16 protein-coding genes and 1 tRNA gene are annotated in these 19,149 nt (G+C 69.9%); 5 read left to right on the top strand and 12 right to left on the bottom strand.

Going from position 1 to position 19,149, the window contains the following annotated elements:
• Positions 1 to 8: 8 nt before the first annotated feature.
• Together ACFU5G_RS01525 and ACFU5G_RS01520 are read left to right on the top strand one after the other, a co-directional pair.
• Positions 9 to 1,193: a tyrosine-type recombinase/integrase gene (locus tag ACFU5G_RS01525; RefSeq protein ID WP_377240055.1), complete on the top strand. Its 1,185-nt coding sequence runs from the start codon at positions 9 to 11 to the stop codon at positions 1,191 to 1,193.
• 333 nt (positions 1,194 to 1,526) lie between these two features.
• Positions 1,527 to 3,404, top strand: coding sequence for an ATP-dependent endonuclease (locus tag ACFU5G_RS01520; protein ID WP_377240053.1), 1,878 nt, complete (start codon positions 1,527 to 1,529; stop codon positions 3,402 to 3,404).
• 129 nt (positions 3,405 to 3,533) lie between these two features.
• Here the strand turns inward: ACFU5G_RS01520 and ACFU5G_RS01515 are convergent.
• Positions 3,534 to 3,609 (bottom strand) — tRNA-Lys (locus tag ACFU5G_RS01515).
• A gap of 221 nt (positions 3,610 to 3,830) precedes the next feature.
• Between ACFU5G_RS01515 and ACFU5G_RS01510 the strand changes: the two genes are divergently transcribed.
• Positions 3,831 to 4,115, top strand: coding sequence for an iron-sulfur cluster biosynthesis family protein (locus ACFU5G_RS01510; protein WP_020015769.1), 285 nt, complete (start codon positions 3,831 to 3,833; stop codon positions 4,113 to 4,115).
• Between the two features lie 122 nt (positions 4,116 to 4,237).
• On the opposite strand, the gene ACFU5G_RS01505 is transcribed toward ACFU5G_RS01510, so the two are convergent.
• The gene (locus tag ACFU5G_RS01505) at positions 4,238 to 5,005 is read right to left on the bottom strand and encodes a M50 family metallopeptidase (protein ID WP_377240051.1); all 768 of its coding nucleotides are present in this window, start codon (positions 5,003 to 5,005) and stop codon (positions 4,238 to 4,240) included.
• Positions 5,006 to 5,191: 186 nt separating this feature from the next.
• Here ACFU5G_RS01505 and ACFU5G_RS01500 point away from each other — a divergent pair, with 186 nt between their 5' ends.
• Together ACFU5G_RS01500 and msrB are read left to right on the top strand one after the other, a co-directional pair.
• Complete coding sequence (locus tag ACFU5G_RS01500; RefSeq protein WP_377240049.1) at positions 5,192 to 6,700, top strand: DEAD/DEAH box helicase; 1,509 nt, start codon at positions 5,192 to 5,194, stop codon at positions 6,698 to 6,700.
• Between the two features lie 107 nt (positions 6,701 to 6,807).
• Positions 6,808 to 7,206 carry a peptide-methionine (R)-S-oxide reductase MsrB gene (gene msrB, locus ACFU5G_RS01495; protein WP_377240047.1) on the top strand — a complete coding sequence of 133 codons (399 nt, stop codon included), beginning with the start codon at positions 6,808 to 6,810 and terminating at the stop codon, positions 7,204 to 7,206.
• A 16-nt stretch (positions 7,207 to 7,222) separates the two neighbouring features.
• Here msrB and ACFU5G_RS01490 read toward each other — a convergent pair whose 3' ends face one another.
• The 10 genes from ACFU5G_RS01490 to mshD all read right to left on the bottom strand — a co-directional run bounded on the left by ACFU5G_RS01490 (position 7,223) and on the right by mshD (position 19,023).
• On the bottom strand, positions 7,223 to 7,768 hold the full coding sequence (locus ACFU5G_RS01490; RefSeq protein ID WP_377240045.1) for a MarR family winged helix-turn-helix transcriptional regulator: 546 nt from the start codon (positions 7,766 to 7,768) through the stop codon (positions 7,223 to 7,225).
• A gap of 68 nt (positions 7,769 to 7,836) precedes the next feature.
• Entirely contained in the window at positions 7,837 to 9,453 is a 1,617-nt protein-coding gene (locus ACFU5G_RS01485; protein ID WP_377240043.1) for an MDR family MFS transporter, read from the bottom strand.
• Positions 9,450 to 9,953 (bottom strand): MarR family winged helix-turn-helix transcriptional regulator, encoded by a 504-nt coding sequence (locus ACFU5G_RS01480; protein WP_377240041.1) that lies wholly within the window; start codon positions 9,951 to 9,953, stop codon positions 9,450 to 9,452. The genes ACFU5G_RS01485 and ACFU5G_RS01480 overlap by 4 nt, the downstream gene beginning before the upstream one ends.
• A 208-nt stretch (positions 9,954 to 10,161) precedes the next feature.
• Positions 10,162 to 11,604 (bottom strand): sugar porter family MFS transporter, encoded by a 1,443-nt coding sequence (locus ACFU5G_RS01475; RefSeq protein WP_377240039.1) that lies wholly within the window; start codon positions 11,602 to 11,604, stop codon positions 10,162 to 10,164.
• Positions 11,605 to 11,712: 108 nt separating this feature from the next.
• Positions 11,713 to 12,717, bottom strand: coding sequence for an anion permease (locus ACFU5G_RS01470; RefSeq protein ID WP_377240037.1), 1,005 nt, complete (start codon positions 12,715 to 12,717; stop codon positions 11,713 to 11,715).
• Position 12,718: 1 nt separating this feature from the next.
• Entirely contained in the window at positions 12,719 to 13,336 is a 618-nt protein-coding gene (locus ACFU5G_RS01465) for a DUF47 domain-containing protein (RefSeq protein ID WP_026365765.1), read from the bottom strand.
• Between the two features lie 338 nt (positions 13,337 to 13,674).
• Positions 13,675 to 14,274 carry a hypothetical protein gene (locus ACFU5G_RS01460; RefSeq protein ID WP_377240035.1) on the bottom strand — a complete coding sequence of 200 codons (600 nt, stop codon included), beginning with the start codon at positions 14,272 to 14,274 and terminating at the stop codon, positions 13,675 to 13,677.
• A 94-nt stretch (positions 14,275 to 14,368) separates the two neighbouring features.
• Positions 14,369 to 15,382, bottom strand: coding sequence for an NUDIX domain-containing protein (locus ACFU5G_RS01455; RefSeq protein ID WP_377240032.1), 1,014 nt, complete (start codon positions 15,380 to 15,382; stop codon positions 14,369 to 14,371).
• Between the two features lie 17 nt (positions 15,383 to 15,399).
• Positions 15,400 to 17,949, bottom strand: coding sequence for an RNA degradosome polyphosphate kinase (locus tag ACFU5G_RS01450; protein ID WP_377240029.1), 2,550 nt, complete (start codon positions 17,947 to 17,949; stop codon positions 15,400 to 15,402).
• A 114-nt stretch (positions 17,950 to 18,063) separates the two neighbouring features.
• Positions 18,064 to 19,023, bottom strand: a complete 960-nt coding sequence (gene mshD / locus ACFU5G_RS01445; protein WP_377240026.1) for a mycothiol synthase — start codon at positions 19,021 to 19,023, stop codon at positions 18,064 to 18,066.
• Positions 19,024 to 19,149: the final 126 nt, after the last annotated feature.

The following is a 19,149-nucleotide window of genomic DNA, read 5'->3' as shown; positions in this document are numbered from 1 at the left end:
CAATGCCCGTGGGCACCCACGGCAAGATCAACACCACCCCGTACTACAACGGCGCTCGGGTAGTTGGGAGCGGGAAGACCTGGCACACGCTGGACGGCGAACAGATCCCCGTTAAGCACCTCCGATGGGCCGCGAGGTGCCGGTTCCGCGACAACGACGGCCGCACCCGCCCCGTCGAGGCATGGGGAGGCACACGCACCGAGGCAGAGCAGCGTCTCCAGACCGAGCTCACCACCCGGAAGCGCACTTCGTCGGACACGATCACCGCAGACACCCGCCTCGATGTGCTCGCGGACTACTGGCTACGAACGAAAGTCGATCCGAGTAGCCGGGCTGTCGGCACGCGACAGACCTACAGGTACATCACGGAGCACTACGTCATCCCCGGCCTGGGCGGTCTCCGCTTGCGAGAATGCACGGTCTCGCGCTTGGAGGCTTGGACTGCGGCCGAGGCGGCTAAGCACCCGGCGAACGCGCGGATCGCGTTGACCTGCCTCAAAGGCATGCTGGACTCTGCGGTCCGTGAGGACGCGATCAGCGTGAACCCGGCACGGTCGGTCACCCCAGTTCCCGCTACGGTCTCCAAGGACGTTCGTGCCCTGGATGTGGCGGGAGTCGTCGAACTGCGCGCGACGCTTGCTGCTGACGCAAAGGCGGTGGAACGGGGCCTTCCCGACCTGGTGGACGTCATGCTCGCCACAGGATGCCGTATCGGCGAGGCCCTGGCGCTCCGCTGGTCGGAGGTCAACCTTGACGAGCACATCGTCTATCTCACCGGGACTGTCGTCCGCGAAAACGGCGTCGGCCTGTTCCGGCAGGACACCACGAAGGGTAAGAAGCCGCGCGGCTACTTCGTTCCGAAGTTCGCGATGACCATGCTGGAGCGCCGCGCCGCCGAGGTTGCACCCGGACCCCTTGATCTGGTGTTCCCGTCAGCGAGACAAGGCCTCCGGGAGGGGAGCACAGTCGAGAAGCAGTGGCGGAAGTTCCGCGAACAGCACCCACAGTGGACCTGGATCACGCCTCACACATTCCGTAAGAGCGTCGGCACCGCGGTAGGGCGCGGCGCGGACATCGAGGCTGCCGCGAAGCAGCTTGGGCACACGAGCTCGTCCATCACGGCGAAGTACTACGTCGAGACCCCGAAGGTAGGGCCGGACCACCGGGAGATCCTGGAGAAGTTCGGGGGCTGAGCGCGCCTGGTGCCGCTGGGCGAGGAGTAGTTGACGAGATCATCCCAGGTCGGAGAAACGATCCGACCTGGGGTGATCTCGTCAACTCGAAAAGTTGGGGCGCCGGAGGAAGGGCCGCGCTTCGAGCGGGGTGTTGTGCTCTCGACGGATAGGGCGTTCTCCTGATTCACCCTCACAACTCCTAGTGGAAGACGTATCCCACTGGAACGATGACCCCAGCAGCAAGGACCTCTCTTGGTTGCGGGCTCGTCCGCAATATTTGATACCGACCGCGCTTCTAAATCGGCGGCGGCCAACGCAGTGGCACTCGCACGTGCTACGGAACGGATTGCCGTGGCGCCACGAATCGAAACACTAACTGTCCGCAACCTGCGTTCGGTCGGTGACAGCAAGGTCACCCTCCGGTTCCCCGAGTCAGGGGCGCTCGTGCTGCTCGGGGAGAATAACGCAGGAAAGAGCAACGTAACACGCGCACTAGATATAATTTTCGGCGACATCTGGCCCGGGAACAAGAAGTTGGACGAGCATGACTTCCACGGACGTGACAGCGATGGACTGGAAGTCGAGGTCAGCGCTCAAGTGTCAGGGGTCCCATGCGGATACTGCCGAGATGGCGAGGTGCGGTCCTTCAAATGGACGTTCGACCCCCAGGACCTCGCACCGGACGGAAATCCGACCAAGTATCGGTTCGCCTGCTCTAACAGATTCTGTGACAGAAGTTTCGTAAAAGGCGAAATGCGTTCGGCATTGTCGGCGGCTGTGCTGGATGCTAATCGGCGGCTGGATTACCAGCTAAGTTACGCGAGTAAGGTCACAATGTTGTCCAAACTTATGCACAGGTTCCATGAGCGCCTACTCGAATCGCCAATGCGTAAGCAAAGGCTTGCTGAGATATTCGCGGACCTGCGTGACGAGTTTAATGAGGTGCCGGAGTTCGCGGCGTTTCAGAAGTTACTTGCGGATACCGCCGAAGACTTCGGACAGAACCTGCCGTATCGACTCGATGTTGACTTTAGCGCGTACGATCCGAGCAACTTCTTCCGATCGCTCCGGATCCATCCAAAACTCTCCGGTGAGGTGCGGAGTTTTGACGAGCTCGGCACCGGGCAGTCGCAGGTCCTCGCGCTCGCATTTGCGTATGCCTTCGCGAAGGCTTACGGCAAATCCGAGGGAACTATACTGGTTATCGACGAACCCGAGTCGAACCTTCACCCACTCGCCCAGCAATGGCTGGCCTCTCGTTTGAATGGGTTGAGCGCGCCCGGTCTTCAGGTAGTCGTCACCACTCACTCCCCGCACTTCGTGGACCTTACAAGGCCCGAGAATTTGGTCATGGTGAGCAAGGGTGACGACGGCGCAACCCGTGTGGTCCAGCGCTCACGTGTGGAACTACACGCTGCGCTGGTCGAACGCGGTGCTGACGCCGTGCGATCCACGCCTGACACGATCGGTCAGTTCTATGCTGCCGCCGCTACGTCTGAGATCGTGAGCGGCTTGTTTGCTCGCCGCTGCGTGCTCGTTGAAGGGCTGACGGAGGCGCTGGCACTTCCTGAGCTATTGCGGTCCCGCGGGCTTGACGTGCTGAGAGAGGGTATTGCAGTGGTCCCGGTCGAGGGCATAGGCAACATCGCGAAGTGGTACCGACTCTTTACCGCACTCGGCATTCCCTGCTTCTGCATTTTCGACTCTGATTCGGACAAGGGTGGGAGAGATGCGAACGATCTACTGGCCAAGCGTCACGACATCTCGGCTGCGCTCGGTCGCGAAGGGGACCCCGCCGCGCCGGCCGTAGAAAGCGGTGACCCGCTGTATGTCGGTGACGGGTACGCCGTTCTCAACCCCAACTTCGAGGGAGCCATGCGGGCGTTGTTCCCGGCCAAGTGGTCAGAACTTGACGAGTTGGCGGTTGCCTCGGTCGGCGTGTCAAAGCCCTTACGTGCTAGGTATACCGCGAAGCGGCTCCTTCCGGAGGACTACGCGGTGACCCCCGGCCTAAAGGTGGATGCGTTGGCGCGTGCAACTCGTGGTGGAGAACGCGGGGAGGCTACGCCCGACGATCCGCGGAGCGAACCCACATCACCCTGGCCACCCGCCGCTGACCCTTGGCCACCCGTCGCTGACCCTTGGCCACCCGTCGCTGACCCTTGGCCGCCTGTCGCTGACCCGCGGCCATCCACCGACCCGTGGGCGTCGGACGAGCCACCGTTCTAAGTGCCCAGTCCTTGTGCGTTACGAGGTCGAGGCTCGCAGTTCCAGCGGGTGATAGCGATGGGTTTCTGCTGGGTCCGACCCTGTTAACGCGGATGCGGTGGCTCACCATCGAGTCCTGACCTGCGACGATGGTGGGCCCCCCGGGGATCGAACCCGGAACCCGCGGATTAAAAGTCCGCTGCTCTGCCAGTTGAGCTAGAGGCCCGCGTGCCCGGCGTCCGGGCGGCGCGAGAAGAAAGCCTACCGGTCAGCTCCCGGATGCTGGTGCGGCCCTCCGAGCGGGGCACCATAGGGCCTGTGGCGACGCCTGTCATCCGCTGTCCCAGCCAGTGGGAGATATCGGGTTAAATGCGTCTCACGCTTGCGGTGAGTGGGAGGGCTTGGTTCGGTGGACGGGACCACGAGAACCAATGTGAGGAGCTCATCGTGCTCACCGTGACTGACAACGCTCGTACCGCCGTCCAGGACCTCGCTCAGCAGGCCGGAGTGCCGGTCGAGGGTGGTCTGCGTATCGCGCAGGCGGCCGACCAGCCGGGGAACTTCGAGCTCGCGCTGGTTCCGGCCCCGCAGCCCGACGACCAGGTCGTCGACGCCTCGGGTTCCACCAACGTGTTCGTCGAGGCGCAGGCAGCACCTGCTCTGGAGACGCTGACCCTGGACGCGGACCCGCGTGCCGAGGGTCCGGGATTCGTGCTCACGCCCACGGCGTGACCTTCCGGCGCCCGCCCGTCGGGCGTCGAACCGCGAAGGCCCCCGGAGCCGCCTGTCAGGTGGCGTTCCGGGGGCCTTCGTCGTGCGTAGGGGGCGTCAGGCGGTTCGGCGCGGCGCGCCGCTCAGAGCGCCACCCCGAGGATCCACGAGCCGCCCAGCACCAGGGCGCCGAGGGTCACGAGCAGGAAGAGCGTCACCCAGAGCAGGCCGCCCACGCCGGTCAACCGGGCGAGCATGTCGGCGTCGGAGGTCCGGGCCTGACCGCGCGAGCGCTGCACCTGGAGCTCGAACACCGGCCGCACCGCCCCGAGCAGCAGGAACCAGGTGACGGCGTAGGCCACGGCGCTCTGCACCTCGGGCGCCAGGAACCACGTGACGAACACGAGGGCCGTGCCGCTCACGAGGATCGACCAGAGGCCGAACCAGTTGCGGATCTGCAGGAGCAGCAGCGCGAGCAGCGCCACGAGCAGCCACAGCAGGCCCACGGCGTAGCCGAGCTTGAGCAGCCACGCCGCGCCGAGGCCGATGAGGCCGGGCCCCACGTAGCCGGCGAACGCCGTGATGACCATGCCCGGGCCGCGCGGCTTGCCGCGCGAGACCGTCAGGCCGGAGGTGTCGGAGTGCAGCCGGATGCCCTCGAGCTTGCGGCCGGTCAGGAGGGCGCCCAGGCCGTGCGACGCCTCGTGCGCGATGGTGATCACATGCCGTGCCAGGTGCCACAGGGGCCGGAAGAGCACGACGACCAGGGCGACCGCCGCCATGGCCAGGACCATGACGTTCGACGGCGGGTCGACCGGTGTGACCGCGTTCGTCCAGATGGTGCCGATCACGTCGCCGATGGCGGCGAACGGCCCGGCGGAGCTGGTCGTTGCGGAATTCATGCGCCACATAGAACCACACCGGACGTGACGTGCGCCGCAGTCACCGGGCGGCGAACGTGCGAGAATGATCGGTCGTGGGCGGCAATGGCCGCCTGACGTCGTGGCCCCGGCCCGGGTGGACAACCCGCCCGCCGGTGTGAGCACGGCGGACCACCGGCGCGACATGCGCCGCCACCGAGCCCGAGAGGCCCATCCTTGACTACCTTTGCCGACCTCGGTCTGCCCGCGCCCGTAGTGCGCGTTCTGACGGACCGCGGCATCACCTCGCCGTTCCCCATCCAGACGGCGTCCCTGCCGGACTCCCTCGCCGGGCGCGACGTGCTCGGCCGCGGCCGCACCGGCTCCGGCAAGACCCTCGCGTTCGCGCTGCCCGTCGTGACGCGCCTCGCCGCGAGCCAGGCCCGCCGCGCGGCCGGCCGGCCGCGCGCGCTGATCCTGGCCCCGACGCGTGAGCTCGCGAACCAGATCGACGACTCGATCGCGCCCCTGGCGCAGGCCCTCGGTCTGAAGACCACCACGATCTTCGGCGGCGTGGCGCAGTCGCGCCAGGTCACCGCGCTGAACGCCGGCGTCGACATCGTCATCGCCTGCCCCGGCCGCCTCGAGGACCTGCTGGGCCAGCGGCACCTCACGCTCGACGACGTCGAGATCACCGTGCTCGACGAGGCCGACCACATGGCCGACCTCGGCTTCCTGCCCGGCGTGAAGCGCATCCTCGACAGGACCGGCGCGCGCACCCAGCGCCTGCTGTTCTCGGCCACGCTCGACAACGGTGTGGACGTGCTGGTCAAGCGCTACCTGCACCAGCCGGTCACCCACTCCGTGGACGACGCCGCCGCGCCGCCGCCGCAGATGACGCACCACATCCTCGCCGTCGCCGACAAGGACGCGAAGAAGAACGTGGTGCAGCAGCTCGCGCAGGGCACCGGCCGCCGCGTGCTGTTCACGCGCACCAAGCACCAGGCCAAGAAGCTCGCCAAGCAGCTCACCGCCGCGGGCGTGCCCGCCGTCGACCTGCACGGCAACCTCGGCCAGGGCGCGCGCGAGCGCAACCTCGCCGCGTTCTCGTCGGGCGAGGTCAAGGTGCTGGTCGCCACCGACATCGCCGCGCGTGGCATCCACGTCGACGACGTCGAGCTCGTGGTGCACGTGGACCCGCCGGCCGAGCACAAGGCGTACCTGCACCGCTCCGGGCGGACGGCGCGCGCGGGCTCCGGCGGCGACGTCGTGACCCTCATGCTCCCCGAGGAGCGCGGCGACGTGCGTGACCTGACCCGCAAGGCGAAGATCACCGCCCGCCCGCAGGACGTCGCCCCCGGCGACGCCACGGTGACCAGCCTGGTCGGCGAGGTCGCCCCCTACGTGGAGTACGTGCCGCCGGCCCCGCAGCAGCCGGCCCGCCAGGGTCAGCCCAAGCGCCAGGGCGGCCGTGGCCGGTCCGGCCAGGGCGCGGCCCAGGGCGGACGTCAGGGCTCCGGCCAGGGCGGCGCACAGGGCGGCGGCCGCCAGAGCCAGTCGCGTGGTCAGGGCACCGGCGGCTCCGGTCAGGCGACCGGGCAGCGCGGCGGCGGGCGTCCGGCGTCGGGTGGCGGCCGTACCGCCGCCGACCACTTCCCGCGGCCGGACGGCGCCGCTCCGCGTCGTCGTCGGCGGGGCGGCCGCGGCCGCGGCGCGGGCAACCAGAACGCGTCCGCCGCGAACTGACGCACGTACGAGTCAGACCCACAGGTCACGCGAGTGACCTGTGGGTCTGACCTGTCTCGGGGAACACTCGCGAACGGCGCGAGGTTGACATGGCTGGAGGTGTCGAGATGACCTACAAGGTGTCCAAGTCCGACCAGGAGTGGCGCGAGCAGCTGTCGTCCCAGGAGTACGCGGTGCTGCGCCAGGCGGGCACGGAGCGTGCGTGGACGGGCGAGCTGCTCGACGAGAAGCGCACCGGTGTCTACCGGTGTCGCGCGTGCGACGCCGAGCTGTTCCGGTCGGAGACCAAGTTCGACTCCCACTGCGGGTGGCCGTCGTTCTACAGCCCGCTCGCCGGCGAGTCCGTCGAGCTGATCGAGGACCGCTCCCTGGGCATGGTGCGCACCGAGGTGCGCTGCGCGAACTGCGGCTCCCACCTGGGGCACGTGTTCGACGACGCGCCTCAGACCCCGACGGGCGACCGGTTCTGCATGAACTCGGTGAGCCTCACGTTCGAGGAGAGCTGACGGCGGGCGTGCCGCGTCAGCGCACGCTCTGCTTCCACGCCACGATGTCCGCCGAATAACGGTTGAGCAGCCTGGCGAGCTGGGCGACGTCCTCCGTCTCCCAGGTCGCCAGGGCGCCCTCCAGCATGGCGACCCGGCTGGTCCGCGCCTGCTCGAAGCGGTCGACGCCGTCGGGCGTCAGGGTGATGCGCTGACCCCGGCTGTCGTCGGGGTCGACGGTGCGTTCCACCAGGCCGAGCTCGACGAGGCGGCTGAGCTGTCGCGACACGGTGGCGCGCCCGACGCCGAAGAAGGTCGCGAGGTCGGACCCCCGGGCCCCGGGCCGTTCGGCGATGTGCGCCAGCAGGGGGTAGGCGCTCGCGTCGAGCTCGGGATGGACGCGCTGGGCGATCGACGCGCCGTTGGACTGCGCGCGGCGGATCACCAGGCGCACCTCGCGCTCCAGGCCCTCGAACGGTCCGGGAGGGGTCGCGCGCTCGTCGGCGGTGTCGCCGCCGGCACCCTTGCCGGCGGCGACACCCTGCGCCGTGTCCTTGCTGGACCTGCCTGTACTCGAGAGCATGCGCCCATGATGACGCGTCAAGCGCCTGGATCACAGCCCGCGGGCACGAAATCCCCCGCTTGCCAGCCTTAGACCTCGGACGCTTCGAGGTCCTGGAGCTGGTCGATGCCCGACCGGTGACCCAGCGGCACCTCCTTGATGAGGGAGACGCAGACCAGGGCGACCAGCGCGAGCGGTACGGCGGCGAGGAAGATGTCCGCGATGCCGTTCGCGTAGGCCTTCTCGACGACCTCGACCAGGAGGGCCGGGAGTGTCGAGAGATCGGGCAGCGTGCCGCCCCCGGAGGACAGCGCCGAGGGGTCGATCCCCTGCTTGACGAGCTCCGGGGCGATCTCCGTGACGCCGGACTTCAGGTTCTCCTTGACGCTGTGCCCCAGGATCGCGCCGAGCGCGGAGACGCCGATGGCGCCACCGAGCGAGCGGAAGAACGTCACGGTGGACGTACCCGAGCCCGAGTCCTTGATGTGCAGGGTGTTCTGCGTGGCCAGCACCATGTTCTGCATGAGCATGCCGACGCCCGCGCCGAGCACGAACAGGTAGATCGACACCAGCACGAACGAGGTGTGGTAGTCGAGCGTCGACAGGAGCAGCAGGCCGCCCGTGAGCAGCACGCCGCCGACGACCATGAACGGCTTGTACCGGCCGGTCTTGGAGATGAGCTGCCCGCTGATCGTGGACGACAGGAACAGGCCGACCACCATCGGGATGGTGTAGAGGCCGGACTCCGTGGGCGTCTTGCCGCGGGAGAGCTGCATGTACTGGCTCAGGAACACCGAGGAGCCGAACATCGCGACGCCGACGGCGACCGAGCCGATGACGGCCAGGACGAGCGTGCGGTTCTTGAACAGGTACATGGGGATGAGCGGGTTCTTGACCCGCAGCTCGACGAGCACCGCGATCGCCAGGATCACCAGGGAGCCGCCGACCATCGCGAACGTCTGCCACGACATCCAGTCGAACTCGCTGCCCGCGAAGGTGATCCACAGCAGCAGGGTGGCGATGCCGACCGAGATCAGCGTGGCGCCGATGACGTCGATGCGCGCCGAGCCCTTTGGCCGCTTGGGCAGCTTCAGGGTCATCTGCAGCACGATGATCGAGGCGATCGCGAACGGCAGGCCCACGAAGAAGTTCCAGCGCCAGCTGATGGCGTCGGTGAGGAAGCCGCCGAGGATCGGGCCGCCGACCATGCCGATACCCATGATCGAGCCCATGAGGCCCATGTACCGGCCGCGCTGGCGCGGGCTGATGATGTCGGCGATGAGCACGGCGGCCAGGGACTGCAGGCCGCCCGCGCCGATGCCCTGGAAGGCACGGAACGTGATGAGCTGGCCGACGTCCTGCGAGAAGCCCGCGGCGGCCGCCGACAGCACCGAGATGACCAGTGCGATCTGGATGAGGGTCTTGCGGTTGGTGAGGTCGGCGAGCTTGCCCCAGATCGGGGTCGAGATCGTCGAGGTCAGCAGGGTCGCCGTCACGACCCAGGTGAAGGCCGACTGGCCGCCCTCGAGGTCGGTGATGATCTTCGGCAGCGACGACGAGACGACGGACATCGCGAGGACCGACACGAACATGCCGAGGAGGATCCCGGACAGCGCCCGGAGAACCTCGGTGTGCGTCATGGCGGGTGGTTCGCCCTGCAGGTGGTCGGGCTCGACCACCGTGGACGTGGTGTTGGGGCTGGTCATGCACACTCCTGCTGGTTCTGGGGGGTCTTCCGGTGCGTGATGTCCGCACTGATGGTGTCGACGAGGCGGTCCAGAGTGCGGGTCGCCTCGGCGAGGTCTTCGGGCGACCAGGCGGCGAACGCCTGGTCGATGAGGATGGAGTACTGCTTGGTGGCCTCCGCCGCGAGGGCGCGGCCCGACTCCGTCAGCTCGACGGTGCGGACCCGGCGGTCCTCGTCGTCGACGGTGCGGACGACGTACCCGGCGTCGGCCAGCGTGCTCACCTGGCGGCTCGCCACGGAGAGGTCGACGCGCTGGCGCGCAGCGATGTCGGAGAGGGAGGCCGGGCCGCACTTGGCGAGCAGGTGCAGCACGGCGACGCCGGCCCTGGGCCAGTCGAGCTCGTGGGCGATACGTGCCGCCGCCTCCCGCTGGGCGCGGGAAAGACTCTGGAGCGCGGTGATCAGGGCGACGGCGGGGGCTTCGGTGCCGGACGGCGTCCGGCTGCTGTGGGAAGTCATGATGCCTCGCGTTTGATTGCTTAGAGCAACTATATCGCGATGGTTGCCGAATGCAAGGGTCTTGCCGGCGTCGGTCCGGGTGACGGGGTGTGACCTGCGCGACACGTCATCCGGCCGCGTTGTTCGGCCGCGTGGTCCGGCCGCGCAAGAGCGGACGGCGCCGCTCCCCGGTGGGGGAGCGGCGCCGTCCGGTGAGGGTTCGGCGGCGTCAGGCGCCGGCGCGGGACTCGTCGCCCATGTCCTCGAGCTCCACGCCCTTGGTCTCGGGCACCTTGGTGAACACGAAGAAGAAGCTCAGCGCCGCGAAGGCCGCGTACATCAGGTACGGCACGCTGGCGCCGAAGGCGGACAGCAGCGGCGGGAACGTCAGGGTGATCGCGAAGTTGGCGATCCACTGCATGGCCGCCGCGACGCCGAGGGCCGCCGCGCGGATGCGGTTGGGGAACATCTCGCCGAGCAGCACCCAGACGAGCGGGCCCCACGAGGCGCCGAAGAAGACGACGAACGCGTTGGCGCAGATCAGGGCGATGATGCCCCACGGGCCGCTCAGCGAGATGTCCTCGCCCGAACCGGTCGCCTGGGTGAACGCGAGGGCCATGAGGCCGAGCGACACGGTCATGCCCGCCGAGCCGATGAGCAGCAGCGGGCGGCGGCCCACCTTGTCGATCAGCGCGATGGCGATGAACGTGACCGCGACGTTGGTGATCGAGGTGATGGTGGAGACCAGGAACGCCTGGCTCTCGTCGAACCCGACGGCCTGCCACAGCGTGCTCGAGTAGTAGAAGATCACGTTGATGCCGACGAACTGCTGGAACACCGACAGCAGGATGCCCACCCAGACGATCGGCTTGAGGCCCAGCGCGCTGCCCCGCAGCGAGCCCTCGGAGGCGTTGGCCTCGTCGATCACGATGCTGCGGTGGATCTGGTCGAGGCGGTCGTCGACGTCCTCGTCCGGGCCGAGCACGCTCGCCAGGACGGCGCGGGCCTCGGCGTCGCGTCCCTTGGCGGCGAGGTAGCGGGGCGACTCGGGGATGCGCAGGGCCAGGATGCCGTAGACCGCGGCCGGGATGACGGCGACGAGGAACATCCAGCGCCAGGCCTCCCAGCCGAACCAGAGGACGTTGGCGGCGCCGCCGGCGGACTCGGCGAGGATCTGGTCGGAGAGCAGGGCCGCGAAGATGCCGACGGTGATCGCGAGCTGCTGCAGCGAGCCGAGGCGGCCGCGCATCGCGGCGGGCGCGATCTCCGCGATGTACGCGGGTGCGATCACGGACGCGATGCCGATGCCGACGCCGGCCATGAACCGCCAGACGGCGAGGTCCCACGCGGAGAACGCGATGGCCGACAGGATCGAGGACACGAAGAACAGCACGGCGCCGAGCACCATGACGTTGGTGCGGCCCCAGCGGTCGGCCAGGCGGCCGCCGGCCCAGGCGCCGAGCGCGCAGCCGAGCAGCGCGACGGCGACCACGAGCCCGGTGATGGTGGGGTTGAGCGAGAACTGACCCTGGATGGCGTCGACGGCCCCGTTGATCACGGAGCTGTCGAAGCCGAACAGGAAGCCGCCCACCGCGGCGGCGAACGCGAGGGCCGTCGCCTTCCGGTGGGCCGATTGCGCGGAGGCGTTCGGGACCGTGTGACCAGTGCTCATGCTGCGATGCTAAGTCGCCCCCCGGGGCAGTCGCGCGGCGAGCGGTCCGCCGGGTGCCCGGGGCGTCGTCCGCGGACCGCCCCGGAGGGCGCCGGCCTCAGGCGGGCCTCAGGTGAGGAAGGGCCAGAGCGCCCAGGTCGCCAGCGCTGCCACGAGGGCCGCCGCGGGGATGGTCAGCACCCACGCGATCGCGATGTTCTTGGCCACGCCCCAGCGGACGGCGGAGAGCCGGCGCGTGGCGCCCACGCCCATGATCGCCGAGGTGATCGTGTGCGTCGTGGAGACCGGGGCGTGCAGCACGAACGCGTTGACGTACAGCACGAGGGCCGAGACCGACTCGGCCACGAAGCCGCGGGCCGGGTCCAGCTCGATGATCTTGCGGCCCAGCGTGCGCATGATGCGCCAGCCGCCCGAGTAGGTGCCCGCCGAGATGGCGGCGGCCGCGGAGAGCTTGACCCAGAGCGGGATGCCCGTGTCCGGGTTGGCCCAGCCCACGGTCAGCAGCGCCAGGTAGATGACGCCCATGGTCTTCTGCGCGTCCTGCAGGCCGTGGCCCAGCGCCATCGCGGCCGCCGAGGCGGTCTGCGCGATCCGGAAGCGCCGGTGGGTCTTGGCCGGGGCCGCGCTCTTGAAGATCCACAGCACCGCGATCATCCCGGCGAACGCCAGACCGAAGCCCACCAGGGGCGAGATGATCATCGGCAGCACGACCTTGTCCACGATCGCGGACCAGTAGACGGCCATGCCGCCCGCCAGCCCGGCCCCGACGAGCCCGCCGATGAGGGCGTGCGTGGACGACGACGGCAGCCCGAACCACCAGGTGATCAGGTTCCACGTGATGGCGCCGAGCAGCGCGCACAGCACCACGGCGAGCTCGGAGTGGGTGCTGGCACCCGTGAGGTCCACGATCGAGGTGGCGATGGTCTCCGCGACCTCGGTGCCCAGCAGGGCGCCCGCGAAGTTCATGGTCGCCGCCATGAGGAGGGCGACGCGGGGCGTCAGCGCCCGGGTCGACACCGACGTCGCGATCGCGTTGGCGGCGTCGTGGAAGCCGTTCGTGTAGTCGAAGCTCAGGGCGAGCGCCACCACGAGGACGACGAGGGCGACCTCCAACTCAGGACTCCTTGAGGGCGATGGTCTCGACCATGTTCGCCACCTTCTCGAAGCTGTCCGCGGCGTTCTCGAGGACCTCCACGATCTCCTTCAGCTTCATGAGCTGGACCGGGTCGCCGGCGAGGTCGTCGAAGAGCTGGGCGATGAGCTTGCGGTGCAGCTTGTCCGCCTGGTTCTCCAGGCGGTTCACCTCGACCCAGTAGTCCGCGAGCTTGTCCATCGAGCGCAGCCGCGGCATGGCCTCGGCCGTCAGCTCGGCGCACCGCTGCAGCACCTGGACCTGGTCCGAGACGCGGTCCGGCAGGCCCTCGACCTTGTACAGGACGATCAGGTCGGCGGCCTCGTCCATCTCGTCCATGCAGTCGTCCAGCGCCGAGGCCAGGCTCGAGATGTCCTCGCGGTCGAACGGCGTGACGAAGGTCTGGTTGAGGCGCCGCATGATCGAGTGCGTGGCGTCGTCGGCGAGGTGCTCGACGTCGTGCATCTCCTCGGCCAGCTTCTCGCGGCCGGCCTTGTCGGCACCGAGCAGCTCCGCCAACAGGGACGAACCCCTCACGAGGTGCTGGGCCAGTGCGGCGAGAAGGTCGAAGTACGTGGTGTCGCGCGGAGTAAGGCGCACGAGGGCTCCCGTTCTGAGGGCTCTGGAACAGAGATCAGCGTAGGGCTGTTGCCGACTATCGCCAATTTGCAAGGTCATGCTTTGGCAACTCGTGACACACGGCACAGGCCGGGGAGCAGCACATTCCGGGCGGCCTCAAGGGCCGGCAGGAGGGGAGGTAGAGCGACGCCGAACCGGGAGCGCCTCTCGGCGCGGGGCCGCTCGTAGCGGCTTGAGGTGGAGCCCGGGGCTACCGCAGCCCGGCGTCGCCTGCACCATATTAGTCGCGCGTGCGGATCTGCCAAGGGGGTCGGACATCACAGGGCACGCGCGCGCGGAGGGCTTGACAGGTTTCCGGCCTACTCCAGGGACCCGGCGCGCCACAGGTCAGCGGCGCGTTCCAGCTCCTCCGCGGTGCGCAGCAGGGAGCTCGCACCCCGGGTCATGCGGGTGGCGCCGGTGGGGTCGGCGATCTCCCGGGAGTCCGCGTCGAAGGCTGCCCCGGTCGACAGGATCCGGCAGAAGGCGCCGGCCCGTTCGAGGGCGACGGCGAGGTCCCCGGTGAACACGCCGGAGAGCACGGCGTCGGCCAGTACCTGCAGGTCACCGGGTTCCGGCGGGCTCGGCACGCCCGCCACGGCCTCCTGGACGGGGGCGGCTTCCACACCGAGTCGATACCTGAGCATGACGGTGGGCATGTCCCGGCGCACCCACTCACGCAGCACGTAGAGGCGCCACAGGGCGCCAGGGAGGGAGACGGCGGAGGCATCGGCCCACAGGCCCGCCACGGTGTCCAGGCCCTCGTTCTCGACGAGGTGGACGAGCCGCTCCACCACCTTCGGGTCCTCGGTGGTGCGTGCGCGGTCCACGAGGGCCCGGGCGGTCGCGTGCGCGATCTCGTCGCGCAGGGCAGGGTCCACCTCGCCGGGAAGCGCGTCGGCGTCCCGGGGGTCCAGCATGGCCGGCCGTCTCGGCGGTCGTTGGTCGCTGCTCATGGTGACCGATAGTGCGCCGAAATGGAACGTGTGTCCACCACGATGGTGGCCGAGCGGGTCACCAGACCTGCGGACTTATCTTCTCGGTAGCCACGACGCGCGGTCCGGCGGGCGTCTCGGCGATGTGCGCCACGAGGGCCTCGCCGGGCTCGAGGAACGGGTCCACCGTGGGCAGGCCGGCCGCCACCGTGCCGGTCGCGTGCTGGGCCAGGACGTCCAGCACCGTGGGCAGCACGGGGCGGTGGGTGCAGATCACGGACGACTCCGTGGTCTCCTCGAGCAGCTCGCCGACGGTCGCGGCCACGCGCGACGGCGAGCGCTCGTGCTGCGCCTCGGTGAGGTACTCGCTGTAGCTCGGCCGCACGCCGGACGCCCGCACGTACGGGTCGATCGTGGTGGCGCAGCGCTCCCACCGGGAGCTGATCACGTGCTCGACGCCGTACGCGGCCAGCACCGGCACGAGCGCGGCGGCCTGCCCGTGCCCGAACGGCGTGAGCGGGCGGTCGCGCTCCCCGCCGTGCCAGGACGTCCGGGACACCGCGCGACCGTGCCGGGCGATCACGAGCGTGCGGGTGTCCAGCAAGCCCTCGGCCTCGGCCGCCAGCAGGGCGTCCAGCGGCCTGCGGTCCGAGACCCGGGTGAGCCGGACGGCGGCGTCGTCCGCGTCCAGCCACTCCGTCGTGTCGACCTCCTCGCGGTCCACCGGGGCCACCGGCGCGCGCGCCGCGAGCCCGGCGGTGTCCCGGCCCCGGCGCGCGCGGCGCGACGCCCAGTAGTGCACGCGCTTCACGCGGCCCTCGGGCGTGAGGTACTGCAGGCCGGGCAGGGGGCGGCCGAGCACGATCTGCCTGCCCGTCTCCTCACCGACCTCGCGGATCGCGGCGTTCTGGAACGTCTCCCCGTTCTCCAGCTTGCCCTTGGGCCACGACCAGTCGTCGTACCGGGGCCGGTGCACCACCTGCACCTGCACCTTGCCGGCCCGGCGGCGCCAGACGATCCCGCCGGCGGTCATCACGACAGGGGTGTGCGCCCCCGCCGGGGGCGAGGTCGCCGTCGTCGGCTCGGTGCCCACCACCGACCTCCGCCCCGTCACCGGACAGGCTCGAGCCGACGCCGCTGCCGCTGGATCAGGACCGCCTGCAGGTCGCGGAGGCCGTTGCCCTCCGAGCCCGAGGAGGGACGTTCCCAGGTGCCGTCCGGCAGGAGGTGCCAGGACGCCGTCGTGTCCGCCATCGACTCGTCCAGCAGCCCCAGGAGCTCGCCGACGTGGGTCGGGTCGGAGATCCGGATGAGCGTCTCGACGCGGCGGTCGAGGTTGCGGTGCATCAGATCGGCCGACCCGATGAACACCTCGGGACCGGACTCGGGCCCCTCCGCGATGGCGGGGCCCACCGAGTTGGCGAACGCGAAGATGCGCGAGTGCTCCAGGAACCGGCCCAGGATGGACCGCACCCGGATGTTCTCGCTCAGCCCCGGCACGCCCACGCGGACGGCGCAGATGCCGCGCACCACCAGGTCGATCTTCACACCGGCCTGGGAGGCGCGGTACAGAGCGTCGATCACGGTCTCGTCGACCACCGAGTTGATCTTCATCTTGACCCACGCCTCGTGGCCCGCACGGGCGGCGGCCGCCTCGCGCTCGATGCGCTCGACCAGGCCCGAGCGCACGGCGCGGGGCGCCACGAGCAGGCGGTGGAACGTCGACTTCGGGGCGTACCCCGAGAGCTGGTTGAACAGGCGCGTCAGGTCCTGGCCCACGTCGGGGTCGCAGGTCAGCAGGCCGTGGTCCGTGTACAGGCGCGCCGTCTTGGGGTGGTAGTTGCCCGTGCCGACGTGGCAGTACCGCAGCAGGGAGCCGTCCGGCTCCTGGCGCACCACGAGGGAGAGCTTGCAGTGCGTCTTGAGGCCCACGATCCCGTACACGACGTGCACGCCCGCCTCCTCGAGCTTGCGCGCCCAGGAGATGTTGGCCTCCTCGTCGAACCGCGCCTTGATCTCGACCAGGGCGAGGACCTGCTTGCCGGCCTCGGCGGCGTCGATCAGCGCGTCCACGATGGGCGAGTCGCCGGAGGTCCGGTACAGGGTCTGCTTGATCGCCAGCACGTTCGGGTCGGCCGCGGCCTGCTCCAGGAACGTCTGCACGCTCGTGGAGAAGCTGTCGTACGGGTGGTGCAGCAGGATGTCCCGGCGGCGGATCGCGGCGAACACGTCCGTCGGCTTGGAGCTCTCCACCTCCGCGAGGTGCCGGTGCGTCGACGGCACGAACGGCGGGTAGTGCAGCGAGGTCAGGTCGAGGTCAGCGATGAGGTTGAGGCCCGTGAGGTCCAGCAGCGCGGGCAGCTCGTAGACCTCCTCCTCCTTGACGCCCAGCTCGCGGACGATCAGGTCCCGGATGCGGGGGCTGATGTCCTTCTGGATCTCCAGCCGCACCGGCGGGCCGAAGCGGCGGCGCAGGAGCTCCTTCTCCATCGCCTGGAGCAGGTTCTCGGCGTCGTCCTCCTCGACGTCCACGTCCTCGTTGCGGGTCACGCGGAACGTGTGGCTGTCCCGCACCTCCATCCCGGGGAACAGGTAGTCGAGGTGCTGGGCGATGACCTCCTCCAGCGGCACGAACGAGAGCGGCCCGCGCTGCGGGTCGGCCTTCTTGGTGCCGGGGCGGCGCGGCTTGCCCGACGCGTCGACCGCGATGAAGCGCGGCAGCAGCGGCGGCACCTTGACGCGCGCGAAGTGCTCCTTGCCCGTGGCCGGGTTCGCCACCACGACGGCGAGGTTGAGCGAGAGGCCCGAGATGTAGGGGAACGGGTGCGCCGGGTCCACGGCCAGCGGCGTGAGCACCGGGAAGATCTGCTTGCGGAAGAACTTGTGCAGCCGCTCCTGCTCCTTGGTGTCCAGCTCCTCCCAGTGCACCAGCGTGATGCCCTCGGCGGCCAGCGCCGGCTGCACCTCGTCCTCGAACACGCGCGCGTGCCGGGTCATCAGGCTGTGCGCGCCCTCGGAGATCGCCGACAGCGCCTGGCGCGGGCTGAGGCCCGAGGCGCTGGTGACCGCGATGCCCGTCGCGATGCGGCGCTGCAGGCCGGCGACCCGCACCATGAAGAACTCGTCCAGGTTGGACGCGAAGATCGCGAGGAAGCGCACGCGCTCCAGCAGCGGGATGCGCGGGTCCTCCGCGAGCTCCAGCACCCGCTGGTTGAACGCGAGCCAGCTCAGCTCGCGGTCGGCGAACCGGTCCACCGGCAGCGGCTCGCCCAGCAGCGGGTCCAGCACGCTGGTGCCGCCCGGGCTCTCGGCGATGTGCTCAGCGATGTGCGCGGCCAGGCTGGGGTCCAGGGAGTGCGGCGCCAGGATGTCCTCCGCCGGGGTCTCACCCGACGGGGCCGCCGGCTTGGACAGGGCCTGCCGGGGCGCGGACGCCTTCGACTGAGCCTGCGCCGCCTTGGGCTGCGCCTCCTTGGCCACGGCCGCCTTCGCCGGGGCCTGCTTGACCGGGGCTTCCTTGGCCGGTGCTTCCTTGGCCGGTGCCGTCTTCACGGACCCGGCGGCGGGGAGGCCGTCGGTCGGCGCGTCCGCCTTCGCGGGGCCGTCGCCGGCCGAGCCGTTTGTGGGCTCAGGGCTCGCCGGACGGGGGGTCTGCTTCATGAATCGGCCATTCTTGTCCCGGGTCCTGGTGGAGGCGTTCCCAGCGCTGTCCTTCATGTGGTTCATGGTGTCACCGTTCGGTACACAGTGGGTGACGCTCCCGGAGAGCGTCCGTCACGGGCGGGCATACTGCACGTGTACAGCTGCCCGCGTGAAGCCCGCCCGCTCGTACGTGGCCAGCGCGGGCGTGTTGTCGCCCTCCACGTACAGCACGGCGCGCGTGGCCCCGGCCCGTGCGAGATGGTCCAGCCCGACGTCCGTCAGCAGCCGGCCGAATCCCTCGCCCTGGTGGTCCGGGTCGACACCCAGCGCGTAGATCTCGCCGTCGCGGGCGTCGTCCGGCTGGCCCGGCTCCGTCTTCGTCCACTGGAACGCGACCGGGTCGGGCTCGGCCCCTGCCTCCGCCGTGGCGTCGGGGAGCAGGAGGAAGAAGCCCTCCGGGTCGAACCACGGCTCGCCCTGGCGGGCGCGCAGGTCGTCGAGCGACATGCGGCCCTGCTCCGGGTGCGTGGCGAAGGCGCGCGCGTTGACCCTGAGCCAGGCGGCGTCGTCGGCCCCGGGGCGGAAGGTGCGCACGTGGTAGCCGGCGGGGGCCTCGGGAGCCCCCTCCGCCGCCGGGAGCGGGCGGGCCAGGAAGAGGAGCTCACGCACGGGCCGCAGGCCCGAGGCGGCCGCGAAGCCGCGGGCCGACTCCAGGTCGCCGTGCGCCCAGACCCGGAGCTGCTTGCCCTGCTGGCCCGGCTCGCCGGACCGGGACGGGAGCGTGGCGTCACGCTCCGCGGTCCGCAGCAGTACCCGGCCGCGACCGTTCCGGCGGTGGTCGGGATGCACCACCAGCTCGGCGCTCGCGGTCTCGCCGGAGCGGTCGATCTGCACGTAGCCGACGGTGCTGCCCGCCGTGTCGTGCGCGACGACGTGCGTGAGCCACTCCGCGTCGGTGCCGAGGTTGAGCAGGGGCTGCTCGGACAGCGGTGCGACGCCGTCGTGCGCCTCCGCGGCCTTGGCCAGGTCCCGGACGGCCTGCTGGGCGTCGGCGTCGAGCGGGCCGATCTCGATGGGGGCGGCGATTCGCATGACTCATCTTCTCCCGTCGGTCGAGCTTGTCGAGTAGCGGGGGGCCCCCCACCCCGCCCGCCCCCGGGCCCGGCGGCCCCGGCCACACGGCGGGACAGCCCGGCGGGCGCCCCCCCCCCGCACCCC

This window comes from Promicromonospora sp. NPDC057488, from assembly GCF_042802395.1.
Lineage (GTDB): Bacteria > Actinomycetota > Actinomycetes > Actinomycetales > Cellulomonadaceae > Promicromonospora.
Note: the sequence above shows the minus strand (reverse complement) of the source record. Positions and strands in the feature narration are given on the sequence as shown.

Bases quoted from the DNA above. Each gene is read 5' to 3' on its own strand.
- ACFU5G_RS01505 (WP_377240051.1), bottom strand. From the start codon at position 5,005: ATGTGGCGCATGAATTCCGCAACGACCAGCTCCGCCGGGCCGTTCGCC.
- msrB (WP_377240047.1), top strand. From the start codon at position 6,808: ATGACCTACAAGGTGTCCAAGTCCGACCAGGAGTGGCGCGAGCAGCTG.
- ACFU5G_RS01490 (WP_377240045.1), bottom strand. From the start codon at position 7,768: ATGCTCTCGAGTACAGGCAGGTCCAGCAAGGACACGGCGCAGGGTGTC.
- ACFU5G_RS01485 (WP_377240043.1), bottom strand. From the start codon at position 9,453: ATGACCAGCCCCAACACCACGTCCACGGTGGTCGAGCCCGACCACCTG.
- ACFU5G_RS01480 (WP_377240041.1), bottom strand. From the start codon at position 9,953: ATGACTTCCCACAGCAGCCGGACGCCGTCCGGCACCGAAGCCCCCGCC.
- ACFU5G_RS01475 (WP_377240039.1), bottom strand. From the start codon at position 11,604: ATGAGCACTGGTCACACGGTCCCGAACGCCTCCGCGCAATCGGCCCAC.
- ACFU5G_RS01460 (WP_377240035.1), bottom strand. From the start codon at position 14,274: ATGCTGGACCCCCGGGACGCCGACGCGCTTCCCGGCGAGGTGGACCCT.
- ACFU5G_RS01450 (WP_377240029.1), bottom strand. From the start codon at position 17,949: ATGAAGCAGACCCCCCGTCCGGCGAGCCCTGAGCCCACAAACGGCTCG.
- mshD (WP_377240026.1), bottom strand. From the start codon at position 19,023: ATGCGAATCGCCGCCCCCATCGAGATCGGCCCGCTCGACGCCGACGCC.